Origin of the sequence: Flavivirga spongiicola, from assembly GCF_030540825.1 — a bacterium.
Classification (GTDB): domain Bacteria; phylum Bacteroidota; class Bacteroidia; order Flavobacteriales; family Flavobacteriaceae; genus Flavivirga; species Flavivirga spongiicola.
In genome coordinates, this window is the sequence record NZ_JAUOEO010000001.1 from 2,614,617 (window position 1) to 2,637,236 (window position 22,620).

28 protein-coding genes are annotated in these 22,620 nt (G+C 31.3%); 26 read left to right on the plus strand and 2 right to left on the minus strand.

Annotated features, from left to right (window positions below):
- Nucleotides 1-13 precede the first annotated feature (13 nt).
- Nucleotides 14-1,969 carry a DUF7849 domain-containing protein gene (locus tag Q4Q47_RS10475; RefSeq protein ID WP_303306607.1) on the minus strand — a complete coding sequence of 652 codons (1,956 nt, stop codon included), beginning with the start codon at nt 1,967-1,969 and terminating at the stop codon, nt 14-16.
- Between the two features lie 610 nt (nt 1,970-2,579).
- Here Q4Q47_RS10475 and Q4Q47_RS10480 point away from each other — a divergent pair.
- The 26 genes from Q4Q47_RS10480 (at nt 2,580) to Q4Q47_RS10605 (ending at nt 21,449) form a co-directional block, all read left to right on the plus strand.
- On the plus strand, nt 2,580-3,338 hold the full coding sequence (locus Q4Q47_RS10480) for an NADase-type glycan-binding domain-containing protein (RefSeq protein WP_303306608.1): 759 nt from the start codon (nt 2,580-2,582) through the stop codon (nt 3,336-3,338).
- Nucleotides 3,339-3,497: 159 nt separating this feature from the next.
- Nucleotides 3,498-4,199, plus strand: a complete 702-nt coding sequence (locus Q4Q47_RS10485; protein ID WP_303306609.1) for a helix-turn-helix transcriptional regulator — start codon at nt 3,498-3,500, stop codon at nt 4,197-4,199.
- 68 nt (nt 4,200-4,267) lie between these two features.
- Nucleotides 4,268-4,660, plus strand: coding sequence for a DUF4345 domain-containing protein (locus tag Q4Q47_RS10490; RefSeq protein WP_303306610.1), 393 nt, complete (start codon nt 4,268-4,270; stop codon nt 4,658-4,660).
- A gap of 187 nt (nt 4,661-4,847) precedes the next feature.
- Nucleotides 4,848-5,348 (plus strand): hypothetical protein, encoded by a 501-nt coding sequence (locus Q4Q47_RS10495; RefSeq protein WP_303306611.1) that lies wholly within the window; start codon nt 4,848-4,850, stop codon nt 5,346-5,348.
- A gap of 137 nt (nt 5,349-5,485) precedes the next feature.
- On the plus strand, nt 5,486-6,232 hold the full coding sequence (locus tag Q4Q47_RS10500) for an AraC family transcriptional regulator (protein WP_303306612.1): 747 nt from the start codon (nt 5,486-5,488) through the stop codon (nt 6,230-6,232).
- Nucleotides 6,233-6,297: 65 nt separating this feature from the next.
- Nucleotides 6,298-6,765, plus strand: coding sequence for a VOC family protein (locus tag Q4Q47_RS10505; protein ID WP_303306613.1), 468 nt, complete (start codon nt 6,298-6,300; stop codon nt 6,763-6,765).
- Between the two features lie 7 nt (nt 6,766-6,772).
- On the plus strand, nt 6,773-7,426 hold the full coding sequence (locus tag Q4Q47_RS10510; RefSeq protein ID WP_303306614.1) for a class I SAM-dependent methyltransferase: 654 nt from the start codon (nt 6,773-6,775) through the stop codon (nt 7,424-7,426).
- A gap of 358 nt (nt 7,427-7,784) precedes the next feature.
- Nucleotides 7,785-8,342, plus strand: a complete 558-nt coding sequence (locus Q4Q47_RS10515) for a hypothetical protein (protein ID WP_303306615.1) — start codon at nt 7,785-7,787, stop codon at nt 8,340-8,342.
- A 172-nt stretch (nt 8,343-8,514) separates the two neighbouring features.
- Nucleotides 8,515-9,354 (plus strand): helix-turn-helix domain-containing protein, encoded by an 840-nt coding sequence (locus tag Q4Q47_RS10520; RefSeq protein ID WP_303306616.1) that lies wholly within the window; start codon nt 8,515-8,517, stop codon nt 9,352-9,354.
- A gap of 119 nt (nt 9,355-9,473) precedes the next feature.
- Nucleotides 9,474-9,872: a GlcG/HbpS family heme-binding protein gene (locus tag Q4Q47_RS10525; protein ID WP_303306617.1), complete on the plus strand. Its 399-nt coding sequence runs from the start codon at nt 9,474-9,476 to the stop codon at nt 9,870-9,872.
- Between the two features lie 194 nt (nt 9,873-10,066).
- Nucleotides 10,067-10,708, plus strand: coding sequence for an MIP/aquaporin family protein (locus Q4Q47_RS10530; protein WP_303306618.1), 642 nt, complete (start codon nt 10,067-10,069; stop codon nt 10,706-10,708).
- A 68-nt stretch (nt 10,709-10,776) separates the two neighbouring features.
- Nucleotides 10,777-11,565 (plus strand): PhzF family phenazine biosynthesis protein, encoded by a 789-nt coding sequence (locus Q4Q47_RS10535; protein WP_303306619.1) that lies wholly within the window; start codon nt 10,777-10,779, stop codon nt 11,563-11,565.
- Nucleotides 11,566-11,737: 172 nt separating this feature from the next.
- Nucleotides 11,738-12,178 (plus strand): SRPBCC family protein, encoded by a 441-nt coding sequence (locus tag Q4Q47_RS10540; RefSeq protein ID WP_303306620.1) that lies wholly within the window; start codon nt 11,738-11,740, stop codon nt 12,176-12,178.
- An 86-nt stretch (nt 12,179-12,264) separates the two neighbouring features.
- Nucleotides 12,265-12,642, plus strand: a complete 378-nt coding sequence (locus Q4Q47_RS10545; RefSeq protein ID WP_303306621.1) for a nuclear transport factor 2 family protein — start codon at nt 12,265-12,267, stop codon at nt 12,640-12,642.
- A gap of 106 nt (nt 12,643-12,748) precedes the next feature.
- Nucleotides 12,749-13,261, plus strand: a complete 513-nt coding sequence (locus tag Q4Q47_RS10550) for a DinB family protein (RefSeq protein ID WP_303306622.1) — start codon at nt 12,749-12,751, stop codon at nt 13,259-13,261.
- A 50-nt stretch (nt 13,262-13,311) separates the two neighbouring features.
- Complete coding sequence (locus tag Q4Q47_RS10555; protein WP_303306623.1) at nt 13,312-14,592, plus strand: RNA polymerase sigma factor; 1,281 nt, start codon at nt 13,312-13,314, stop codon at nt 14,590-14,592.
- Nucleotides 14,593-14,691: 99 nt separating this feature from the next.
- Nucleotides 14,692-15,036 carry a YciI family protein gene (locus Q4Q47_RS10560; RefSeq protein WP_303306624.1) on the plus strand — a complete coding sequence of 115 codons (345 nt, stop codon included), beginning with the start codon at nt 14,692-14,694 and terminating at the stop codon, nt 15,034-15,036.
- A gap of 12 nt (nt 15,037-15,048) precedes the next feature.
- Nucleotides 15,049-15,252, plus strand: a complete 204-nt coding sequence (locus Q4Q47_RS10565; protein WP_303306625.1) for a hypothetical protein — start codon at nt 15,049-15,051, stop codon at nt 15,250-15,252.
- 1 nt (nt 15,253) lies between these two features.
- On the plus strand, nt 15,254-15,730 hold the full coding sequence (locus tag Q4Q47_RS10570) for a YHS domain-containing (seleno)protein (RefSeq protein ID WP_303306626.1): 477 nt from the start codon (nt 15,254-15,256) through the stop codon (nt 15,728-15,730).
- 355 nt (nt 15,731-16,085) lie between these two features.
- Nucleotides 16,086-16,598 carry a GNAT family N-acetyltransferase gene (locus tag Q4Q47_RS10575; RefSeq protein WP_303306627.1) on the plus strand — a complete coding sequence of 171 codons (513 nt, stop codon included), beginning with the start codon at nt 16,086-16,088 and terminating at the stop codon, nt 16,596-16,598.
- A gap of 256 nt (nt 16,599-16,854) precedes the next feature.
- Nucleotides 16,855-17,352: a YybH family protein gene (locus tag Q4Q47_RS10580; RefSeq protein WP_303306628.1), complete on the plus strand. Its 498-nt coding sequence runs from the start codon at nt 16,855-16,857 to the stop codon at nt 17,350-17,352.
- 186 nt (nt 17,353-17,538) lie between these two features.
- A complete protein-coding gene (locus tag Q4Q47_RS10585; RefSeq protein ID WP_303306629.1) occupies nt 17,539-17,841 on the plus strand; it encodes an antibiotic biosynthesis monooxygenase family protein in 303 nt (100 codons plus the stop codon).
- 67 nt (nt 17,842-17,908) lie between these two features.
- The gene (locus tag Q4Q47_RS10590; RefSeq protein WP_303306630.1) at nt 17,909-18,526 is read left to right on the plus strand and encodes a hypothetical protein; all 618 of its coding nucleotides are present in this window, start codon (nt 17,909-17,911) and stop codon (nt 18,524-18,526) included.
- Between the two features lie 196 nt (nt 18,527-18,722).
- Complete coding sequence (locus tag Q4Q47_RS10595) at nt 18,723-19,304, plus strand: DUF1287 domain-containing protein (protein WP_303306631.1); 582 nt, start codon at nt 18,723-18,725, stop codon at nt 19,302-19,304.
- A 154-nt stretch (nt 19,305-19,458) separates the two neighbouring features.
- Nucleotides 19,459-19,986, plus strand: a complete 528-nt coding sequence (locus Q4Q47_RS10600; protein ID WP_303306632.1) for a GNAT family N-acetyltransferase — start codon at nt 19,459-19,461, stop codon at nt 19,984-19,986.
- Between the two features lie 368 nt (nt 19,987-20,354).
- The gene (locus Q4Q47_RS10605; protein ID WP_303306633.1) at nt 20,355-21,449 is read left to right on the plus strand and encodes a DUF4476 domain-containing protein; all 1,095 of its coding nucleotides are present in this window, start codon (nt 20,355-20,357) and stop codon (nt 21,447-21,449) included.
- Nucleotides 21,450-21,604: 155 nt separating this feature from the next.
- Here Q4Q47_RS10605 and Q4Q47_RS10610 read toward each other — a convergent pair whose 3' ends face one another.
- Nucleotides 21,605-22,579 (minus strand): hypothetical protein, encoded by a 975-nt coding sequence (locus Q4Q47_RS10610; protein ID WP_303306634.1) that lies wholly within the window; start codon nt 22,577-22,579, stop codon nt 21,605-21,607.
- Between the last annotated feature and the right edge of the window lie 41 nt (nt 22,580-22,620).

The following is a 22,620-nucleotide window of genomic DNA, read 5'->3' on the forward strand; positions in this document are numbered from 1 at the left end:
TTTGATATTAGCTTCAGAATTTCCAAATAGCATAGAATTGCCAATAGTTAAAATTATCTTCAAAATTCATGATATAACGGGCACCCATACTTGGACCAATTCTAGCAAAACCAGCTGTGGCTTCAAACAATAAACCTGTTCTTAAATTGGTAAAAGAATTAGTTTCATTAATATTATTCGTCATAGTGTTAAAAACAGGTACACCCGGTTCCACACCTTCAAATTGTTCTATAAAAATAGTTTGGTTTTGTTTTTCACTAAGAGAAATGGTGTTTTGCAAACCAGCACCTAGACCTATGTAGTTATTCACGTTATATCTAATTAAAACTGGAATATCCCAGTCAATATTTTCATAAGAAACATCGGTAGTGGTGCGTTGTAAAAACCGAAAGCCTTGTGCTTCCTGTATAAACTCTTCTCTAACATTGGTGTTTGCTTCATAATTATGAAAATTATTCATTAACTCCACTTGCCAATACCACCTATAAGATTTAAAAGGAGATAATGTCGCACCAAAAAAGTAACTCTCAGAATTTTTTAAGTCGTTAAACGAATTATAGCCCATTTTAGCACCAATGGATATTCCTGGTAAAAACCGAGTCGTTGAATAGTTCGTAATAATCGGGTCATTTTTATCAAAAATAATGGCCGTTCTACTTTTTGTTTTTTTCTTATGAAAATCTTTAGCAAACTTAATGCTGTATTTTACGAAACCTTTTGTCGAATCGTATTCTTTTACATTTTTTTGTTCGCTTCCGGGAAGATAAATATTCTTAAAAGTAAAGATAGCCTGAGTACTTGTAAACGTGGTGTCTAAACAACTATACAGAACATCTCGTTTTGGGCATATATCACATTTGGGATACATGTCCATAACCTTTAAAGTCGATTTGTCCAGCATTTCAGGAATATCAGTTTCCAACCGTATGGTTCTTGCAGGACCTTCACCATTATTTTGAAACTTAATTTTATATTTTAAGGTTTTAAAACGGACTAATCTATAATTCATAAAAGTACCATTTGATGACATTTTGTTAGGATCATGCGAGGTAACAATTTCCATTTCCATGTCTTTTACTTTATGATTATCATAGTTGTTATCCGGAATATAAATACCGCGAACCGATATAATAGCACTGGTATCTTTAACCATTTCCGGGGTCGTTTTAAAACTAAAAAAGATATGGCGTTCTTCATTAGGTTGCATGTTATTGAATTCCAAAAGGCTCCAGTCTTTATAATATGCTTGAGATTCTGCGATGGTTAAAGGCAGATTTGTTTTTTCCGTTGAATCCTGTAATACGATACTTGAATTAATAAGATCATTATTTAAAGAAGCTAAGTACGTGCCTTCATTATCAATGTTATTTGTATATGCAAACTCGTCTGTTGAAATGTTTTTTTCTTTATGATGCGTCCTGGCTTCCAACAATTCAAAATTATTGGTTTTATATTTAAGCTCATTATAGAACAGGTATATTTTGCCATTGGTTACATAATTCTTAATATTTTTATAACTCATTATGGTTACTATTTCTTCTTCGGGAACAGGTTCACGGTTGCGTTTTAACGTAAAGTCTTTGTCCATGATCGCTAAATCTTCATAATCGGTTGTTATGGAATTAATAGCAATTTTTTTAGGTCTTGTTGTTGGTGGTTTGCCCGTATCGTAATTATTGGTAGCCCATAACTTTACTTCATATTCGCCTATACTTTTGTACACATGCTTTGGTTTTTCTTCGGTGCTATAATGCCCGTCACCAAATTCCCAGTAATGGGTGTAAAATGCTTTCGGTGCACCAGCTATTTGATTTAAAGTAGGTGTTTCCGGAGTGAAAATTATTTCATTTCCCTTAGTTGTGTTATTAATAGTTGCTGTTCTTGTAAGGGTGTCGTTTACAAGTAGCTGTTGGGAGTAACTATAGGCATACATAAATGAGAAGCAAATAAAAAGGAAAAGTTTGTTCATGAAAATTATGGTTAAATAGGTTTAAATATACAAAAAGTGCCATCTTTAAAATAGTTTTGCATGATTCTGTCTTAGCATGAGATATTAAAATTAGACGCTATAACCATTATATTAGCAACTAGTACTAATAGTATGATTATTATCGCAATCAATATAAACATGGCTTTTTTCATTATGTTGTTTTGTATTTATATACAAAACATGGGGATTTTGTTACCTATTTTTAAATAAAAATTAGAAGTGCAATTATAACAAAACAAAATAAAAGAGAGAGGGTTATCAATGTTGTTGAAGTCTTAGCTTCACCGTGTATACTAACCTTATTTCTCTCTTTTGTTCTTTCTGATTTATACCCCTAAATTTAATAGATTTGTAAACTTAAGAAATGTATAGTTCATTGCTGCGTCAGGCTAACAGTTTGATAGTTTTATGTTTGCAAAACCACTATTAAAGCAGTTTAGTTATGTTTTTTTATATTTCAGGTTTTGAAAACCCGTTTTTATAAAGTTTAAACAGCTTAAATAGCTCATTACTTATTCCGATAATTTAATTGTATTTTCACGCAACGAACCATAGAAACACGTTACCACATATAAAAACTGAACGCAAATTGAAATCTATAATTACAATATTTATTTTTATCACTTTTCATTCATTTAGTCAAAACCTGAAAGAATTTGAAACAAAAATTGAAATGAACTTCGATTTTGGAATTCAAGTACAGAATGACTGGAAAGAAAGAAACCAATTGTTTAAAGATTTAGAATCTGAAAAGAAAAGTTGGGACAATCTGACTGAAAAAGAGTTGAAACTGTTTGAAAAATATGACGAGACTTATAACACAATGTGGGATATTGAAGGTGGTGGTTGCAGCTGGTATTGTGGTGCTGGAGATTATACAGTTAACTCTTCATCATTTTTAAAAAATCAGAATAAAAATTCTTATGAGATAAATAACATCAATGATTTTAGTTATCAAACAGCTTGGGTTGAAGGAATAAAAGGTTACGGAATTGGAGAATTTATTGAGTTCACATTTGTTCCAAAACATCCGAGAGTAACAGTTATTAAAATTGCTAATGGTTATATAAAAAGTAAGGAAGCTTGGAAAAATAATTCGCGAGTAAAGAAACTTAAAATGTATGTTAACGATACAGTTTATGGAATAATTAATCTAAAAGATGTTTATTCTTTACAATCAATTAAATTAGAAAAACCAATTGGACATTCTGAAAGAAAAGATTATGAAAAACTACAAAAGATGCCAAAATGGAAAATAAGATTTGAGATTATGGAAGTTTATAAAGGAGATAAGTACGATGACACAGCAATATCCGAAATATTTTTTGACGGAATAGATGTGCATTAAAAATTACGTGTGGTAACACCGTATAAAATTTATTGCTAGTTCTAGCCTACTTACGAAAATCCTCACGGATTTTCTATTCGGTTTTTATTTGCTAAATTAAGTGCTTAAACACGCAACAAATCATATACAAATACTTTAGCCACAATCAGAAATACGAAAATGGAAGAAAAAGAGAAGCCAAGACTTTCGAGATTAACAGCTATTCTTACCCAACTGCAATCCAAAAGAATTATTACAGCAAAACAACTGGCCGAAAAGCATGATGTAAGTGTAAGAACTATTTATAGAGATATTCGCACACTCGAAAAATCAGGAATACCTATTGTGACCGAAGAAGGAAAAGGCTATTCTATCATGGAAGGCTATCATCTTCCACCTGTTCTTTTCACAGAAGACGAAGCCAATGCATTAATCACTATTGAACAATTAGCTATTAAAAACAAAGACCTCTCATTTGTTAAAAACGTAACTAGTGCCATAGAAAAAATAAAAGCCATTTTACGATACTCTCAAAAGGGGAACGCAGATTTGTTGGCGGACCGAATTTATTTTAGCGGGAACAACAATGAAGAAAAAACGAGCAGCAACCTAATGCAGATACAATCGGCTATTACCCAATATAAAGTTATAGCAATTGACTATACTTCTTCTGAAAATAAACGAACCACTCGAGAAATTGAGCCTTTTGCTATCTACAGCATCCATGGAGATTTCCTACTAGTCGCCTTTTGTCGATTACGCAATGATTTTAGACACTTCAGAATAGATTTTATTGAAAAGCTTGTGACTGAAAGCCAAACATTTAGTCCACACAATATGACCATAAAGGAGTATTTCGAAAAATATGTAAAAAATCAATAATACCCTTGACACACCTCTGTCACAGCCACAATTTACATTTGCAGAAATATTAATTAAAAAATCTAAAAATGGAAATCATCAGAATCGTAATCTTAACATTATCAGCTTTAATGCTTGTCTTTGTAGGTATAATGAGGTTAAGCAACCCAATAAAAACATATTTAAAAAGCTCAGGAATCAGACTAGAAAATGATACCAGTTTATTAAATGAAATGAGAGGAGTTGCTGCAGTAATGCTTTGTGCAGGAATCATTATTTTACTTGGAACATTTATCGAAAAGTTAACTTTTAATTCGCATTTAGTCGCTTCATTAATTTTTCTAGGCTTTGCAATTGGCAGGTTAATAAGCCTAAAAGCTGATGGAAAGCCGAGTAAGCAAATTACTCAAGGAATTTTATTTGAAATTATATTAGGTGTTGCAAATGCTTTTTGCCTGATTAATGTTTTAGGTCAAGTATAAAATAATGCCAGTGGCTAACACGGTGTATAAGCAATAGCGGTTTGAGTTAGCACCCAAACCGCTATTTCATTTTATTAAAGTATATTGTCAACTGAAAGGTAGTTGCGTAAAATCCGCTACTACTCATGCACGAACACGTTGTGCTTAATTATGCCATATACAGAATATCGAGAGGATAAAAAGAAAAATGGATAAATCTATTTTGAGAAGAAACATTATCAACCTATATCAGTTCATTAAAGAATATTACTATTTCATCTTATCTCCTTTTATTATAGTTGTTTTTTTTCTAGTTTATTTTAACAATCAAATTGAAAAAGATGATATAAAAGAAAATCTGACTATGACTTATGGAAAAATATATGGTTCATCAAATATTTATAAAAAATACAGTAAGCGAAACTTTAGATATAAATTTACATTTGACGGAAAAATATATACTGGAACTTCAACTGGATATATAACTGATGGGGTAAAAGAAGGAAAGATTTATAAAGTTGAATTCTCTAAAGAAAACCCTAGACATAACCGAATGATTTTTGATATCGAATATGAACAAAGGCTAATTTTAGACCAAAAGGGACAAGTAGCAGATACAAGCTATGTTCAAGTAGGGCAAAAATTTAGAAATAAAATGAAAGAGATAGTTGAAGAATATAAATTCAAAACTGATAGTATAAAAAACTAAGCACAACATTGTATATAAAAAATTGCTACTTTTAGCTTAACCAATGTGAGTTGCTTTGTTTGCTTGCATCTGATTTTCCTCCGGAAAATCCTTGCACACAAAGACTGAGCTTTCCATATAGATAAACGTTGCCATTAATGAACTATAAAGAATACTCACCAACAGTTTTATTAGAACAATACATTGATACTTATTGGGTGTCAGGAAGCTCTGATTATGCAACGGAATCTAGAATCCTTCCAGATGGATATGTTGACCTTATTTTTGATATAGACAAAGACTCATACACTTTTTGGGATAATAGTATTAGGGTTTCAGGGATGATGACAACATATAGAAATGTTGTTTCTAAAGAAAATTCAGAGACTTTTGGAATTCGTTTTAAAACTGGACAGTTCAACGCTATTTCAAATATTCCACTCTCAGAAATTAAAAATAAAACAATAAATGCTTCCGATATAATCCCAAAGTGTGACAATTTTATATACGAAGAACTAATTAGTAAAAAAAACCATCGTGATAAACTACAATTTATCGAGGAGTTTTTAATGAAACTAATCAATTGTTCAAATTCAAATAAAAATAGTTTAGTACTTTCAGTTTGTTCTTCTATTAGTTCTAATTTTCAATCGATAGACTTGGTTAAAATAGCTCAAAATCATTTTATAAGTTTAAGGCAATTAGAGAGACGTTTTAAAGCAACTGTAGGGGTTACTATGAAAGAATACCATTCAATAGTTCGATTTAGCAAAACGGTTGAAAGTATTTCTAATAACCCAACTAAAAGTTTATTAAATACGGCTTTTGATAATGGTTATTTTGACCATTCACACCTTACAAAAGAGATTAATCGAATGGCAGGAATAAATCCTTCGGAGTTTTAATTTTGTCGTTTTTTTACAAGGTATAACTCTTTTCTACCTTGTACTTTTGCCTCAAAAAATAGCGGATGAGAAAATATATGCTAATATTAACCTTAGCTAGTTTTTATTTTAATTCTTATTCTCAAGCAAAAGAAAATACTATGATGAAATTAGAATCACTCACACCAAATATAATGGTGAAAAACGTAAATGCCACTTTAGATTATTACACTAAGAGGTTAGGTTTTAAATTAGTTGATACCAATCCAGAATCTGGTCAATACGAATGGGGCTACGTGATGTTCGACAATGTTGGATTGATGTTTCAAGAAGAAAAATCATTAAAAGATGAATATAAAGAACTAGAACCACAGAATGTTGGAGGTGCTTTAACATTTTACATTCGAATTGAAAACATAAATGATCTTTATAAAAAGATAGTAGATGGGGTTAAAATAATAAAGCCTATGAATAAAACCTTTTACGGTACCAATGAGTTTGCCATAATGGATTTAAACGGATTTATCTTAACTTTTTCTGAAACACCAAAATAGATTGTAAATGGATTTTGAAAAGATAGCAAAACAATTAGCACATCCTTCAGGAGCGTTTGGAATTGAGGTGGCATTAGGAATGAATAAAATGAACAAGTTTATTAGCAAAACAACTTATGAATTATTACAAGTAAGTAACGCTGATAGAGTATTAGAAATTGGACCAGGTAACGGTAAGTTTATAAAAGATATTCTTAATTCTGGAAATAATATTTATTACACAGGCATAGATATTTCTGAGACAATGATCGCTGAAGCTAAGAAAATTAATGACAATCTCATTAAGGCTGGATATGTAGATCTAATTCTTACAGATGTAGAAAAAATGCCATTTTTGGAAGAGGCATTTAACAAAATATGTACAGCTAATACTATTTATTTTTGGCAAAACCCGTCTGCGGTATTAAAAGAAGTTTATAGAACATTAACTAAGGACGGGCTGTTTGTTATTTCTTTTAGACCTTATATCAAGGGACAATCACTTGACTTCTCCGAGTATGGATTTACAGAATATAAATCCGAAGACGTTGAGGCTATAATACACCAAACCGAATTCAAGATAATCGAAAAAAGAGAACAAATTGAGTCTCCAATTGAGTTTAATGGACAAATCCATAATTTGACATCTCAATATTATCTACTGCAAAAAAACTACTGCTAACAATGGTAATTGTTGCATAAGGTTTTCAAAAGCTTCTTTTTATAGAGCTTTTGTTTTTAATTTAAGTATTGTTCTTTCAAAATTCAAACAGTTCAAACGGTTTTATTTTAGATGTAAATAGCCCTTTTAAGGCGAAGCTTTTCCAAATGAGCGTTCAGTTCTTCCTATGGAACCTTAAGCTTCAAACTGTCCATCGAGGCAATGATTTTGATCGATGCTGAATATATCGCTTGAGTATGACCTGAAAATCCTCACGGATTTTCTATTCGGTTTATATTTGATAAATTAGTTAAGTTATTTAACGCAACTAATTTATCAAATATAAACGTTGTCAAACATTTGAAAAACTTACTCTGATTTGAAAAAACTACACATAATAATATTTTGTTCAATTTTAATTTCTTGTGGAATTAAAAACAATAAATCTGAATTTGACAAAATAATTATTGACAATGAATTAAATAGCAACTTATTTAATTCAACGGAATTTATGCTCAATCCTCTGACTTTAAAAACGGAATCTGGATATGATAATGTTCCTGACTCAACTCAATATATCGTGAAATCCAATGCGATTGTAAATAAAGACAGTTTAAGATTAATGAGGTTTGCGGAATTGAAACGAATTGGCTCAGACACACTTGAATTGAATATATTTGAGACCAATCCAGCATATAGTCAAAGTTTGATCATAAAAATAATCGATAACCGATTCAAAACAGAATTTAATTATTGGATGTCTGGCCCACCAATTGAACCGAAAATCAAAAGACTTAAACAAGAATTAACTGTTAAATCGATTCCTAAACAAAAAGGAGAAATGATTTTTGGAAAATTCTACTTTAAAGGGATTTGCGAATCGGATTGTAGTGGGGAAATTGAAATAGAAGGCGATTTTAAAGCAGAATTGGAATAAAAAACGAACACATAACAAACCGTATAAAATTAATTGCTGGTGCAAGCCTACTTACGAAAATCGTCGCGAATTTTCTATTCGGTTTGTATTTATTAATTTAGGTGCTTGACTACGTAACTAATCTTTAACTTGTGTAAGCTACGTGACTTAACAAACATTGAAAAAAACCTAGATGTCAATAGAAAACATACCGGAAATCTACATTAAGGACAAAAAAGAAAGCCCTGATGTATTCGTTTATGATTTTAAAATGACTAATGATGTTGTTAAAAGTAAGGTTAATTTAGGCATGAATATGTTTAGCTTTTTACAAGTTGGAAAAAAGCAAGTACACTTCGCGGGAACATCAGTTGCAGTAAATAAAGACCAATCCTTACTTCTAAAAAAAGGAAATTGGCTTTGGACAGAATTATTAGATACTGATGCTATTTATTATTGTAAGCTTTTGTTTTTTTCTGAGAAAAAACTCAAAGAGTTTTTAGAAAAAAACTCTAAAAACAAACAAATAGTAAAAGATGAAATACCATATTTTGTCATTAGAAATGATGCGTATATCATTTCATATTTAAATTCATTATCAACGATTAGTGAAGCACCAACGGTTTTTATGGAGAATTTACTTTCTATAAAATTTGAAGAATTGATGCTTTATCTTCTACAGAAATATGGAAAAAAATTTGAGTTATATCTACATTCTTTAGTAATTAAAGACACTTCTCCATTTAAAAAAATTGTTGAAAACAAAATGCATTCTAACCTAAAATTAGAGGAAATCGCGTTTTTATGCAATATGAGTTTATCTACTTTTAAACGCCGTTTTGTTAGCGAATACAAAATGTCGCCAGGAAAATGGCTTCAGGACAAACGTCTTCAAAAGGCAAAAGAAACATTAGAACAAGGGATTTTAAAACCATCAGACATCTATTTAGATTTTGGCTATAACAACCTTTCAAACTTCAGTATAGCATTTAAAAACAAATTCGGTTTTAACCCAAAGGAAACCTCTAATTAAGAATAACCTTTTCAAAATTGACCTTTTTTCATAAGTTGTTGAACTGTTTTAGTAACTTGATAAGATGATTCTCGTAGTACATTTGCATCAAATTAATAACAATACTAAAACAGAAAATTATGAATATTTCATTATCACAAGCTGAAAAAATTATTTCAGCTGCAAAAGAAAAATCTAGATCTATAGACACAAAAATGAACATCGCCATTGTAGATGCAGGAGCAAATTTAGTAGCTTTTAGTCGTATGGATGGTGCTTGGTTAGGTTCACTTGACATCTCTATTAAAAAAGCGAAAACAGCTCGTTATTTTGATATGAATACTGGAATAATAGGGGAATTATCTCAGCCAGGAGGTGCTCTATACAATATCGAGCATTCAAATAATGGACTTATTACTTTTCCAGGTGGTGTACCAATTAAAAATGCATCAGGCGAAATCATTGGAGCTATTGGAGTAAGTGGAAGTTCAGTTGAAAATGACCACGCTGTTGCAGAAGCAGGAGCATCAGCAATCTAATAACATACAAATTAAAGTAAAGAGGCTGTCTAAAAAGTAATACATTTTGTCATTCAGAGCATAGCGAAGAATCTTATATTTTTTGAATCAACACATTACAGCTTCGCTACCACCTTCGAAGCAAAATACATTTTGTTTCTCGGTAATGTACATAATGGCATTTTTTAGACAGCTTCTTTACTTTTAAGAATAATATGAAAAAATATATTGCTGAATTTATTGGCACGTTTGCTTTAGTTTTTTGTGGTACAGGAGCAATAATAGTAAACCAACAAACCAGTGGGGATTTAGGTTTAATAGGAATTGCTTTAGCTTTTGGAATAATAATTAGCGCTATGATTTATATTTTCGGAAATATTTCTGGCACACACATAAACCCATCCATTACTATAGCTTTAGCAATAGGAAAGCTAACGACAAAAAAGGATGCGGCATTTTATATTTCTGCTCAAATTCTCGGAGCTATTTTAGCAAGTGGGTTGCTTAAATTTATGTTTCCTCAAAATTTAACATTAGGATCTACAATTCCATCTGGCGAATTATTACAATCCTTCATTTTAGAATTTATATTGACATTCTTTTTAATGCTCACCATTTTAGGAGTGACAGCTAAAAAAGAATTTTCTAATATGGCAGGGTTTATAATAGGATTGGTAGTTACTGGAATCATCCTATTTGCAGGTCCAATTTCTGGTGGTTCATTTAATCCAGCGAGAAGTTTTGCACCAGCAATTGTATCTGGAAACATTACAGCACTTTGGATTTATATTACTGCGCCAACATTAGGTGCCATAGTAGCAGTATTAGTTTGGAAAGTATTTAATAAAACAGAATGAATAAAGCCAGCAGGTAACAACGTATCCTAAAAATGCATTAAATTGCACTTTATACCTAGCTAATAAAAATGAAATTAGACCTTTATCAAATAGATGCATTTACTGATAAGGTTTTTGGTGGAAATCCAGCTTGCATTGTTCCTCTAGATGAATGGCTGTCAGACGAGTTACTTTTAAAAATAACTAAGGAAAATGCAGTAGCAGAAACTGCATTTTATGTTGACAAAGGAGACAAAATACATTTACGGTGGTTTACTCCAGAAATTGAAATGGATTTATGTGGACACGCTACTCTTGCAACGGCACATTGTTTGAATTCAATTTTAAATTACGATAAAGACAAAATAATCTTTGAAACGTTGAGTGGAGATTTAACAGTTTTTATAGAAAACGATTTTTATTCTTTGGATTTTCCATCAAGAATACCTCTGGTTTCGGAATTACCAGAAACAATAGAAAATTCATTAAATATAAAGCCTAAGGAAGTTTATAAGTCAAGAGATTATATGTTAATTTACGACTCTGAAGAAGAGATAAAAAACATCAAAATTAATAGGCAAATATTTGACCAAATAAACCTTGACCCGGGAGGCGTTATTGTGACATCTAAAGGCAATAATTGTGATTTTGTTTCAAGATTTTTCACACCACAGTCCTCCATCTTAGAGGATCCGGTAACAGGTTCAGCACATTGTTCTCTAATCCCATTTTGGTCAAACAGACTTAACAAAAAGGAGCTTTCCGCTATGCAAATTTCCGAAAGAGTTGGAAAATTAAAATGTCGAGATAAAAACGATAGAGTCATAATAAGCGGTCAAGCAAAAACGTATTCAATAGGTTCTTTATGGATTGACTAAAAACTGTAGCAAACAGCAAGTGCAATCCACCGTATCTGATTTCCCTTTCGGAAGACACTTACTTCTAAGCAAAAGGTTTGTATTTATTCCTTATCTTAGTGATAAAGGAGCAAGCCATACACAAAACGTTGTACTTCACTCAGAAAACAACTAACTATAAAGTGGACACCTTATGAAAAATATAGAAGAACCTATTATTGTAGAACAAACTTTTAACGCTTCTTTAGAAAATGTCTGGGATGCGATAACCGTACTTGATAAAATGATAAAATGGTTTTTTCCTAACATTTCATCTTTTGAACCCGTAGTTGGATTTGAAACAGGATTTGTCATTCAGGTTGAAGATAGAATCTTTCCCCACTTATGGAAGTTGACGGAAGTAATTCCTATGAAGAAAATAGCTTACGAATGGAAATTTGAGGGTTACCCTGGCAGTGCAATTTCGCTTTTTGAACTAATGGAGGAGCATTACCAGACAAAATTAAAGTTGACCTTCACCGTCGTTGAAAATTTCCCTGACAATATCCCTGAATTCAAAAGAGAAAGTGGTGTTGCAGGCTGGAATTATTTTATTAAAGAAAGCTTAAAAGAATATTTGGAAAAGAAAATATGAAATAAAGCATGAAAGTGTACAAGGGCACCTTGTACGCAAACAAAGCAAAATAACGAACTGTTGTATAACGGTTGTAAATGAATATAATGACAAAAAAAGAAATTGCTAATAAATACATAAATTACCTTGAAAAAGGAGACATTGAAAATGTAATTAAGCTGTTTAATCAAAAAGGAATTGTTGACTCTCCTCTTTATGGAATTAAAAAAGCAAATGAGTTTTATCACGAATTGAGTAGTGACACAGCAAATTCCAAACTTCACCTATTAGGAATTTTTGAAGAAAATGACTCAAATAGTTTAGCTTTATATTTTACATATAAATGGACTTTAAAGAATAATGAAAAAGTAGAATTTGATGTTGTTGATATTATAGAGTTTGACTTACATAATAAAATCAGCAAGCTAAAGATTATATACGACACAGTTATTGCCCGAAAATTAGTTGGACAATTAGGAAGTTAAAGTAGACGTATAATACTGTGTCCTGTGAAAAATACTAGTCTGGTTCTTCAAAGTTAATACTCACTTTTCATATACCAGACAGTTATGGGTAATTAAAACGAACACTATGCAACAAATAAAATGGTTTGAACGAAAATTTGAATTTTCCTTCCAGCAAAATATTTTTCCATCAATTATTGAAAGACTTGATGGTACCTTTATACGATTAAAAACAAAAATTGAGCAAATACCATCTGAATTGTTAGAAGTCAAACTGGATGGAAAATGGTCTATAAAAGAAAATATCGGACATCTAATTGATTTAGAACCATTATGGCAAGGACGACTTGACGATATCTTGGAAAATAAGGAATATTTAAGAACGGCTGATTTGGAAAACAAAAAAACAGACCTAGCTCTGCATAACAAAACGGACATTAATAATTTGCTGTCACAATTTCAGAATTTACGAAAAGTAACATTGAATAAACTAGATGAATTGACAGAACAGGATGTGTATAAAACGGCCCTGCACCCCAGACTAAAAAAACCAATGAGAACCATGGATTTGTTTTTGTTTGTAGCTGAACACGATGACCATCATTTAGCAAGAATGACAGAAATAAAAAGGACTACCTAAAACAAGATGTAAAATGCACTTTATACAAATCATTGTAGCCAATATATAAAATGCCCAGAGATGAAAAGAATATATCGGACAAAATTGACCACTTATTCAGATATGAATACGGTAAACTTGTTTCTGTATTGACTAAAACTTTCGGGACTTCAAATATTGAACTTGCCGAGGATGTTGTACAGGAAGCGATGCTTGAAGCACTAAATAAATGGACTTATAGCGGCGTACCTGAAAACCCGGTTGGATGGATTTACAGAGTTGCAAAATTCAAAGCAGTAAATATCCTGAATAAGGAAAAGTACAAAAGGCAATATGCTTCTAATGTTGTGCATCACTTGCAATCGGAATGGACTTTAGAACCTGCTTTAGAACATATTTTTACTGACAAAGAAATAGCAGACGATCAATTACGAATGATTTTTACATGTTGTCATCCATCTATTTCATCAGATTCGCAAATCGCCTTAACGCTTAAAACACTTTGCGGGTTTAGTATTCCCGAAATTGCAAAAGCATTTTTAACTAACGAAGAAAACATCAACAAACGATTAGTAAGAGCAAGAAAAACCATAAAAGATGCAGATATTCCTTTTTTAGTACCTGTTGGAAAGGAACTTGAAGAACGGTTATCAAATGTTCTTGAAACCATTTATTTATTGTTCAATGAAGGCTACAATTCAACATCGGGAGATAGTATGATTCGTTTTGAGTTATGTGAAGAAGCTATTCGACTTGCTGAAATTATTGCATCCAATCCAACTATAAAATCTTCCAATACATATGCCTTATTAGCATTGATGACCTTTAATACATCTCGATTCAATTCGAGAATTGACGAATTTGATAATCTATTGGATTTAGAGCATCAGGAAAGAAACAAATGGGATAACGAATTGATAAAAAAAGGACTCTATTATTTAGAGTTTGCCGCGACACAAGATGAGGTTTCTATTTATCATATACTAGCCACTATTTCTGCGCATCATTGTACGGCATTGACTTATGAATCTACAGACTGGATAGGCATTTTATCTTTGTATGACATGCTTATTGAAATAGATAAATCGCCAATTATCTTACTCAATCGTGCGGTTGTTCTTTCTAAAACTGGTAGTCCAAAGAAAGCACTTAAGCAACTCACTAAAATAAAAGATAACCCAGCATTCCGTTCTTATATACCATATTATACAACAAAGGCAGAACTTCATTTTCAAAATAACGCTCCGAAAATGGCCATTAAAACCTTAAATGAGCTATTAAAATTACCTTTCGATGAAAAATTTAAACCACTTATAAACAATAAATTAAGGAAGTATTCTGAAAGAAATTAATTTTTTTTTGATTTCAATGTCCTTTTTGATGTCTTTCATTTGACTTTAGGTCATAACAATATTATTAATCATTCAAGAAATTAAATTATGCAAGAGTTTATGATTTTTATCAAAACAAAAGGAGACCATTTAGCAGAACTTTCTCCAGAAGAACAACAAGCCCACGTCCAAAAAATTGGAAAATATATCGGAGGGCTTATGGAATCCGGAAAATTGAAAGGCGCACAACCTTTGGAAATGGACGGAGCAATTATTCATGGAAATAAAGGCGTTTTTAAAGATGGCCCATTTAACGAATCGAAAGAAGTAATCGTTGGATACTTCCACATTGTGGCCGAAAACCTAGAAGAAGCCATTGAAATTGCAAAAGCAAACCCCATGTTTGATGATGCAGAAGCGACCATTGAGGTTAGACCTATTAAGCAAATGGACGGTATCAACTAAAAATCGAATATTATGAATAATCAAAATAATACTATAGCCTACGATGGACATTGTGCCTTTGCCGTAAGTACAGGAAAAATAGATATAAAAGGTGGTAAACACCGTTTGACAATTGATGGTAAAACCTATCTTTTCTCAAACTCGATTGCCAAGTTCTTATTTAAATTGTTGCCCAACCGAATTGAAAAAGCAGAAGTAAACTGGCAAAACAAATAAAATGAAAAAGAGAACAAAAATAATACTCGTATTGTTCGTAGTAATAATTACATTGGTTTTTACAGTTGCAAAGGTAAAACGCATATCTCCACTATCTTGGGGAGATAAAGGAGTTAATAAACCTATGTTTTCAAATCAAGCCATAAATGGCTATGATGCCGTGACCTATTTTATAGAGAACAAAGCTGTACTTGGCAATGAAACGTATTCATATAACTGGAAAAATGCTGATTGGAATTTTTCATCAGAAGAAAACAAGAATTTGTTTATTGGAAACCCTGGGAAATATGCCCCACAGTATGGAGGTTATTGTGCCTTTGCAGTAAGTAAAGGGTTTACTGCGAATACTAATCCTAACTCTTTTGAGGTTATAGACGGTAAACTATATCTTTTTGATGGTGAAGGCGTAAAAGCAGATTGGAAAGAAAATCTAAAAGAAAATTTACAGAAATGTGAAACGAACTGGAAGAAATACTAACTACAAAAAGATATAAAAGTAATAGCGATTTGAGTGCTACCCAAATCGCTATTTTGTTTTAATTATGTAAATTGTAAACAGAAAGTAGCACTTTTTAAACGAAAAGAATGCCACGACGCTCTGCGTCGTGGTTTCCATTGAAATTGCCATTCTCATGAAAATAGGAATCTAAAATATAGATTTTTTTTTGACCCAAAAGTCAAAACTTTGTACTCAACTTGATTGGGTATGAAATGAGCGAAATACCTCTATGGCTCTGCCTCGAGGATAGTTCGTTTCAAAAATCCTTTATTTTACCACTATCCTTTAATGCAAGACCGCCGTTAAGGTGCTTTGAAAATAAACCAAACAATAGATGATTGAGGTAAAGAAATATTCTGAATTATTAGAACAAACTAAAGACAAGTTAAATGCATTTATCAAAGGTGAGTTTGGACATATTCCCATTGTAAATGAAATGGAATGGGCAATTCCGGATTGGACAATTATCTTTTATGAAAATGACCAAATTGCGACTTTCTACAATATTATCGAAACCCATATTAGGATTGATAATAAGATATTCAAAGTTGCTGGTATAAATAATGTCATAACACCGAAGAAATTTCGAAAAAAGGGATACGCATCTAAAACGTTAGAGGCTACAGAAGATCTAATTTTTGATGATTTGAACTGTGAAATGGGAGTCTTGCTTTGTGCTGACAATTTGATTCCCTTTTATGAAAAATTAAATTGGTACAAAGTAGATTGTCCAGTTTATTTTGAACAATCAACAGGAGAAAAATTATGGAAGGCAAATACGATGTTATTATCGAAAAAGGAAAAAATGAATCCTCAAAGGATTAAATTAAAAGGGTTGCCTTGGTAAATAACACCACAACAAAAACGTACTCTAAATAATGGCTGAAACAGTAAATTTTTAAACGGTTTTATCTCACTTCGAAATTCTAGTTGTTAGACCAGCAATTTGTCATATTATTTCTATAACTATAACAATATATTCACTCACCTTTATTATTTTTAAGTCTCCTAAAAGACATATACTTATGTATATAACCTATTAGGAAGTTAAGAAATGGTGTTTGTGAGCAAACCCATGTTGTAGGTCATTAGCATTAAGGAATATGAAAAACATAAAACCACTTGTCTTTTTCGGGCTGATTCTATTATTCAATATAACGTCTGGATGTCAGCGTCAAAAAAAAGACAGGGTGGAAAAACCTGTAAATACTTCGATTTCTGACCTTGAAGCCACTATAGAAAAAGAAATAGACAGTTTTTATACGGTGTACAAACGGTTCGATTATGATTGGATTGATTTTTTTGAAGATGAATTCACCAATGTCTTTCCAGACACACCAATTCGTAAAATTTCAAAAGATTCGACAAAAGCTATTTGGAAAAGAATTTATGACAAATATGATGTCCAACTTCTTTCTCACGGGAAACCATCTTTCATTACTTCGGAAGAGATGGTCATTTCCCATAATAGTTTTAATGAAATTTTTATTAATAAGCAAAGTCAAGACACCATTAAAAATGTTGGAACCTATATTATTGCCTGGAAAAGACAACCGGACAACTCGTGGAAAATTGTATTTGAAACGGTTCAGAATAATTAATAATACAATCTAAGATTAGAAAATCAGGTAGGTTAACATCAAGAAAATCAGGAGGTGTTTGGAAAGCCTGCTACTTATTTTGAAATGAGAAATAACCATCGATAGCATTACATAAAATTTATTGAAACACATTTAGGAATCGTTGTAAGCAATACCTTAGAAGCTGAAATTAAATTTAAAAATGATATGTACTCAATAGTTTGGAAGTATAAAGTGAATGAAGAAAATCAAACAGAATTTGAATCAGAATATGGAAAATTCGGAACTTGGTCAAGACTATTTATGAGTTCTGATAATTATAAAGGTTCTTTTTTACATAAAAGCCCAGATATGAATGATACTTATCTTCTTATTGATACTTGGACTGACGAACAATCCTATAAAGATTTTAAAAATATAAATGAAAGTACTTACGAAGATTTAAGCTCTGGATTCGAAAAACTATATGAAACAGAGGAAAAGATAGGAGCATTTAACGCGGTTAATTGAACTAATTGCTAGAAAAAATATGGCTAATATTATTTTAGGATTGACAAATGACTAAAAAACCTTTTTAATGAAAAAACAAGATTCTGCAGGATCATTGCATGCATTTACGAAAATAAAAAGTTATCTGTTGGTGATCATTTTGTCAATTGTTCCTTTTGTATTTCGGGCTTTAAATTTTCCGATTCTTTTAAAATCAATAGGATTGACGGAGTTTGAATTTAATCTCCCTGAAATTCTACAAGGAAGTGATTTTCTTGTTGCTAATCATTCAAAAGGAATGTTGTGGTTATTAATTATTGGAGAACTCTATGTGCTTTATGTATTTATTCGTTTGATAATAGAATTATTAAAAGATGCCACAACTAGTAGAAAAGTTAATAAATATCTAATAATAATAACTGTAGTAGGGATTGTTTCTGGATCGTGGGCTTATGGTTTTAATTTATGGATTGTGGCACCTCCTATTTTTGCTTTAATTTTACACGCGTTTGGTATTAAACCACTTCTATATTTTATAGGAACCGGTATGTTTGCCGGGGTAGCTGTTTTCGAATTTAATTTTTGGTATATTATCATTTGTCTTTCAATTTTAGCCCTGTTCTTTTCTATTTATGGCATACTAAAAATTTACTATCGATACGATTCAAAAAAAACATCTAAAAAAAAGGGAGACTATACCGCTTGATTCAGATAAAAGCAATGAGAAAAGAAACATTATAGTAAATCAATTAGTTATTATACAGATCATGATTTCTTCTCTGTCGATTCGTTTTCGTTATTAAAAATAATCAAGCTGTATTTGAACTCTATTTTATATCTTAGTAATAACTAGCTTCAATAAAACTAAGCAGTATTGCTTCAGCTGAAACGTTAATGTACATATGAGAAAAACACTTCTAATAGTATTATTTTTCAACCTCAATTTTTGTTTTTCACAAACAAAAATTGAGCAATTTAAATTATCTGATTGCGCTCTTGAATTGACAAAACAAAAAGTTATTTATGACCCAAGTTACTTTTCAATTGATTATCCAAATGGCGACGTACCAAGTGATAAAGGAGTTTGCACAGACGTTGTAATTCGTGCTTATCGAAAAATGGGAATTGATTTACAGAAAAATGTTCATGAAGATATGAAAGCTAACTTCAGTGCTTATCCAAAAAATTGGGGACTTAAAACAACAGATAAAAATATTGACCATCGAAGAGTACCTAATTTAATGACCTTTTTTAAGCGAAAAGGTGCTGAAAAAACAATCTCTGATAAGGCGAAAAATTATGTGCCTGGAGACATCGTTTGTTGGAATTTAGGTGGAGCAGTAACTCATATTGGAATTGTTGTCCACAAAAAATCAGCAGACGGAAAACGGCATTTAATTGTTCATAATATTGGTGATGGACAGGTTTTAGCGGACTGTCTTTTTGATTATAAAATTATTGGACATTACAGGTATGAAGAATAAAACATTTGTGCTAACAAAGTGTTCTATAAAAATTGCCAATTTAGACCAAATTAAAGGTAGGTACTTGCTTTGTTAGGTCTGATTTAATTGCAAAAGATTATCGTATAAAAACTGTACTATTCTTATATATGACCGTTGTGCTTAATACTTAAAAATGGAATTTGAAATAAAAAAGGCTGAAATAAAAAATAAATCCGAACTACTAGAAATCTACAGAAAAGTAGCGAAAATTTCTGATGGAATAATTCGGAATAGAGATGAAATAAATGAAAAGTACGTATCTGACTTTCTAACAAATTCTATTACCAACGGACTAATCTTGATTGGAGTAATAGATGGAAAAATAGTTGGAGAGATTCACGCATACACTCCAAATATTTTTGCTTTTCAGCATGTCTTAACTGATTTGACAATCATTGTTGATCCAAATAGTCAAGGAAAAGGAATTGGAAGGAAATTATTTGAAAGTTTTTTAAAAAATGTGATGTCTGAATTGACTCATATTAAAAGGATCGAATTATATACAAGGGAGCATAACGAACGGAATGTGAAATTTTATGAAAGTCTTGGGTTTATAAATGAAGGACGTCAAAAAGACAAGATATTTATATCAAAATGGGAATTTGAAACACCTTTGCATATGGTTTGGTTTAACCCTAATTATGGAGTAAAAAAAGATTGAGTACAGCGATGATGATTGTTCCTCAAGGCAATAAAATTGCTGCTTGACTTTCATGTAACTAGATACAAATTTTTTGCACCTTTAGTTAATAGCAATCTCGGTTATAAATTGATTAGCTTTTATAATTAATACGTTTATCAATTTTTGTCTCTTTTCGAATACATTTATATGCTGTTTCTTTATTTTTGAGAGGTATATTTTAAAGCAATTTATTATTTGTCATTAAGTTTGCGCATCACTTTATAATATAACAATATCTAAACTGTATTTAAACTTTATTTAACCAAAACATGGTCGTTAATTAAAAATAGAAATAATGGCATTGATTTTGAGTAGAGTGTTTTTAAGTTATTAATTAATAAAAAAGAATGAAAAGAACAGCGATTACCATATTTACATTAATATTAGTTTTATTAATACATGATCAAACATCAGCCCAGAATAATAATGCAAGCTCAGACAAGGTATATAAGAAATTTATGACTTCTATTCAGTCAAGTGCCAATAGAGAAGTTCGTTATGATCATGCCAGGCAATATTTTTCAAGTGAATGGTGTACGACCTTACAGTTACTAGATATATGTTACTATATGCCCAATGATAAAATTAAATATCAGCTTTGTCTAACGGCGTACCCTAAAATCATCGATAAGAATAATTTTTTTAATATTTATGATACTTTCTCTACACTTTCTTATGCGATCAGACTGTATCATAATACCCAAGCTATAGACGGGAGTTTAGGACCTGATAACAACCCTAATACTAACAACAGAGACTATTCCTCTATTGATTTTCCAAACTCAGATGGTTATGTAGGTCCGACGGGAGTTAATTGTAGCTTGCCTATGGCACAAAATGACTTTAATTATTTTTTAAATGGTTTGTTGTTCGATAAAAATGATAATCAACAGTTGGAATTTTTAAAACAACAAGTGACCACACATTGCTTTTCGACCGCACAAATAATGAAATTAGGTTTGGAGTTACAATTGGAAAAAAACCGATTGGCTTTTCTGAAATTTGCACTTAATAAATGTTTTGATATGGGGAACTTCATAAAAAGCTTGCAACTCATAAGTCATACCTATTATAAAGATGATCTTAAAATGTATATTGAAGATCATTTAGCATTTGAAGATCCTGATACTATTCCTTATCCTGATAATGACTGTTATATCGATAGCGAAGAATTTGCACAAGTCCTTATATCAATTAAAGATCAAAGGTTTTCTGATAGACAAAAGGAAATGGCAAAAAAAAATATAGAAAAAAAATGCTTATCAATGGAGCAATTAAAAGAAATCGTATCTATATTTAACTTTGATAAAGATAGATTGGAAGTTATCAAATATCTATATGATTATGCGCCTTCTCCTGATAAGATGTATACATTTAGAGGTATGTTGAAATTCCTAAGTTCAAAACAAGAATTTGATAAGTTTCTTATAAACAAACAATAATGTTTATAAATTAAATAATCTAAACGATTAAAAAAGACTACATACAAAAAAGTTATTTTTCAAAAAAAAACCAGAAACTTTATGTTTCTGGTTTTATACCTTGGTTAACAATTCAAGTTAACCACATAAGTAGATATTCAAAATGAGTAGATGTTTTATGGTAAACCATTAATTATGGTTGTTAATTGTGCTTCTGTAGCTACGGATGTTTCGCCATCGGTAAATGTTATAACACCATTTTCTGTAATAGTTACAGCTTTAATAGCATATTTCCAGTTATCTCCATCTTCGGTAGCAAAGATAATATGGCATTCTAACCCAATAGGGATTTGCCCGTAATGCTCACTAAATAAACCAGTTTCAGCATCGTAGGTATCTAAATTTGCTAAGCCGGTGTCTTCTCCATCATAAGAGATAAAAACAGAACTATTCGTATTATTATACCCTTCAGGTACACCGACTAGAATAGTTGTTTTTGGGCGTGGATCATTATAAAAACGATCTACGTTAGACCATCCAAACGATTGAAAAAAGCCATAGTATTGGTTTCCTTCTCCAAACACACCACCTTGTCCTCCTGCAGCATCTTCTCTAACTTCATCCCAAGCAAGGTTTCCGTTTTCGTCAATTTCACCTTCCCAAAGTATCATATCATTATCTACACCTCCTGTTAAATCTGCTGGAATTTGCATTTGAAAACCACAATTGGTTTCTAAGGCGACACCATCTTGAGTCGCATTTACAAAGAATTCTCCTCCGGAAATAAGCAATGCTTTATCGCCATTTGGTAAAGTTCCCATGGTTGGCTTGTTCGTTGTAAGCATACTGCCTTTGTCAAAAAGTTCAACGAATTCTACATCTACTGTTCCGGTCACAGCATTTCCGTTTAAAGTTAAACAAGTACTACTAATGTAAATTTGCACTCCTTTTTCAGATGTTAACGTTACATTTCCATCGTCAGCATTAAACTGAAATGTTTGTGTTAAATTTTCTAAAGCAGCTTCTTTTAAATTATTAAAATCTTCGGCAGTTGGACGAATTAAAATATCGCCATCGTCATTTTTTGAACAGCTAGTTAGTAATAAAGCTGACATTAAAAAAGTTGCTAAAATGTGTTTAAAATTTCTCATGATTAATTGGGTTTAAAATTTATTATTCAAGTTTATATAAA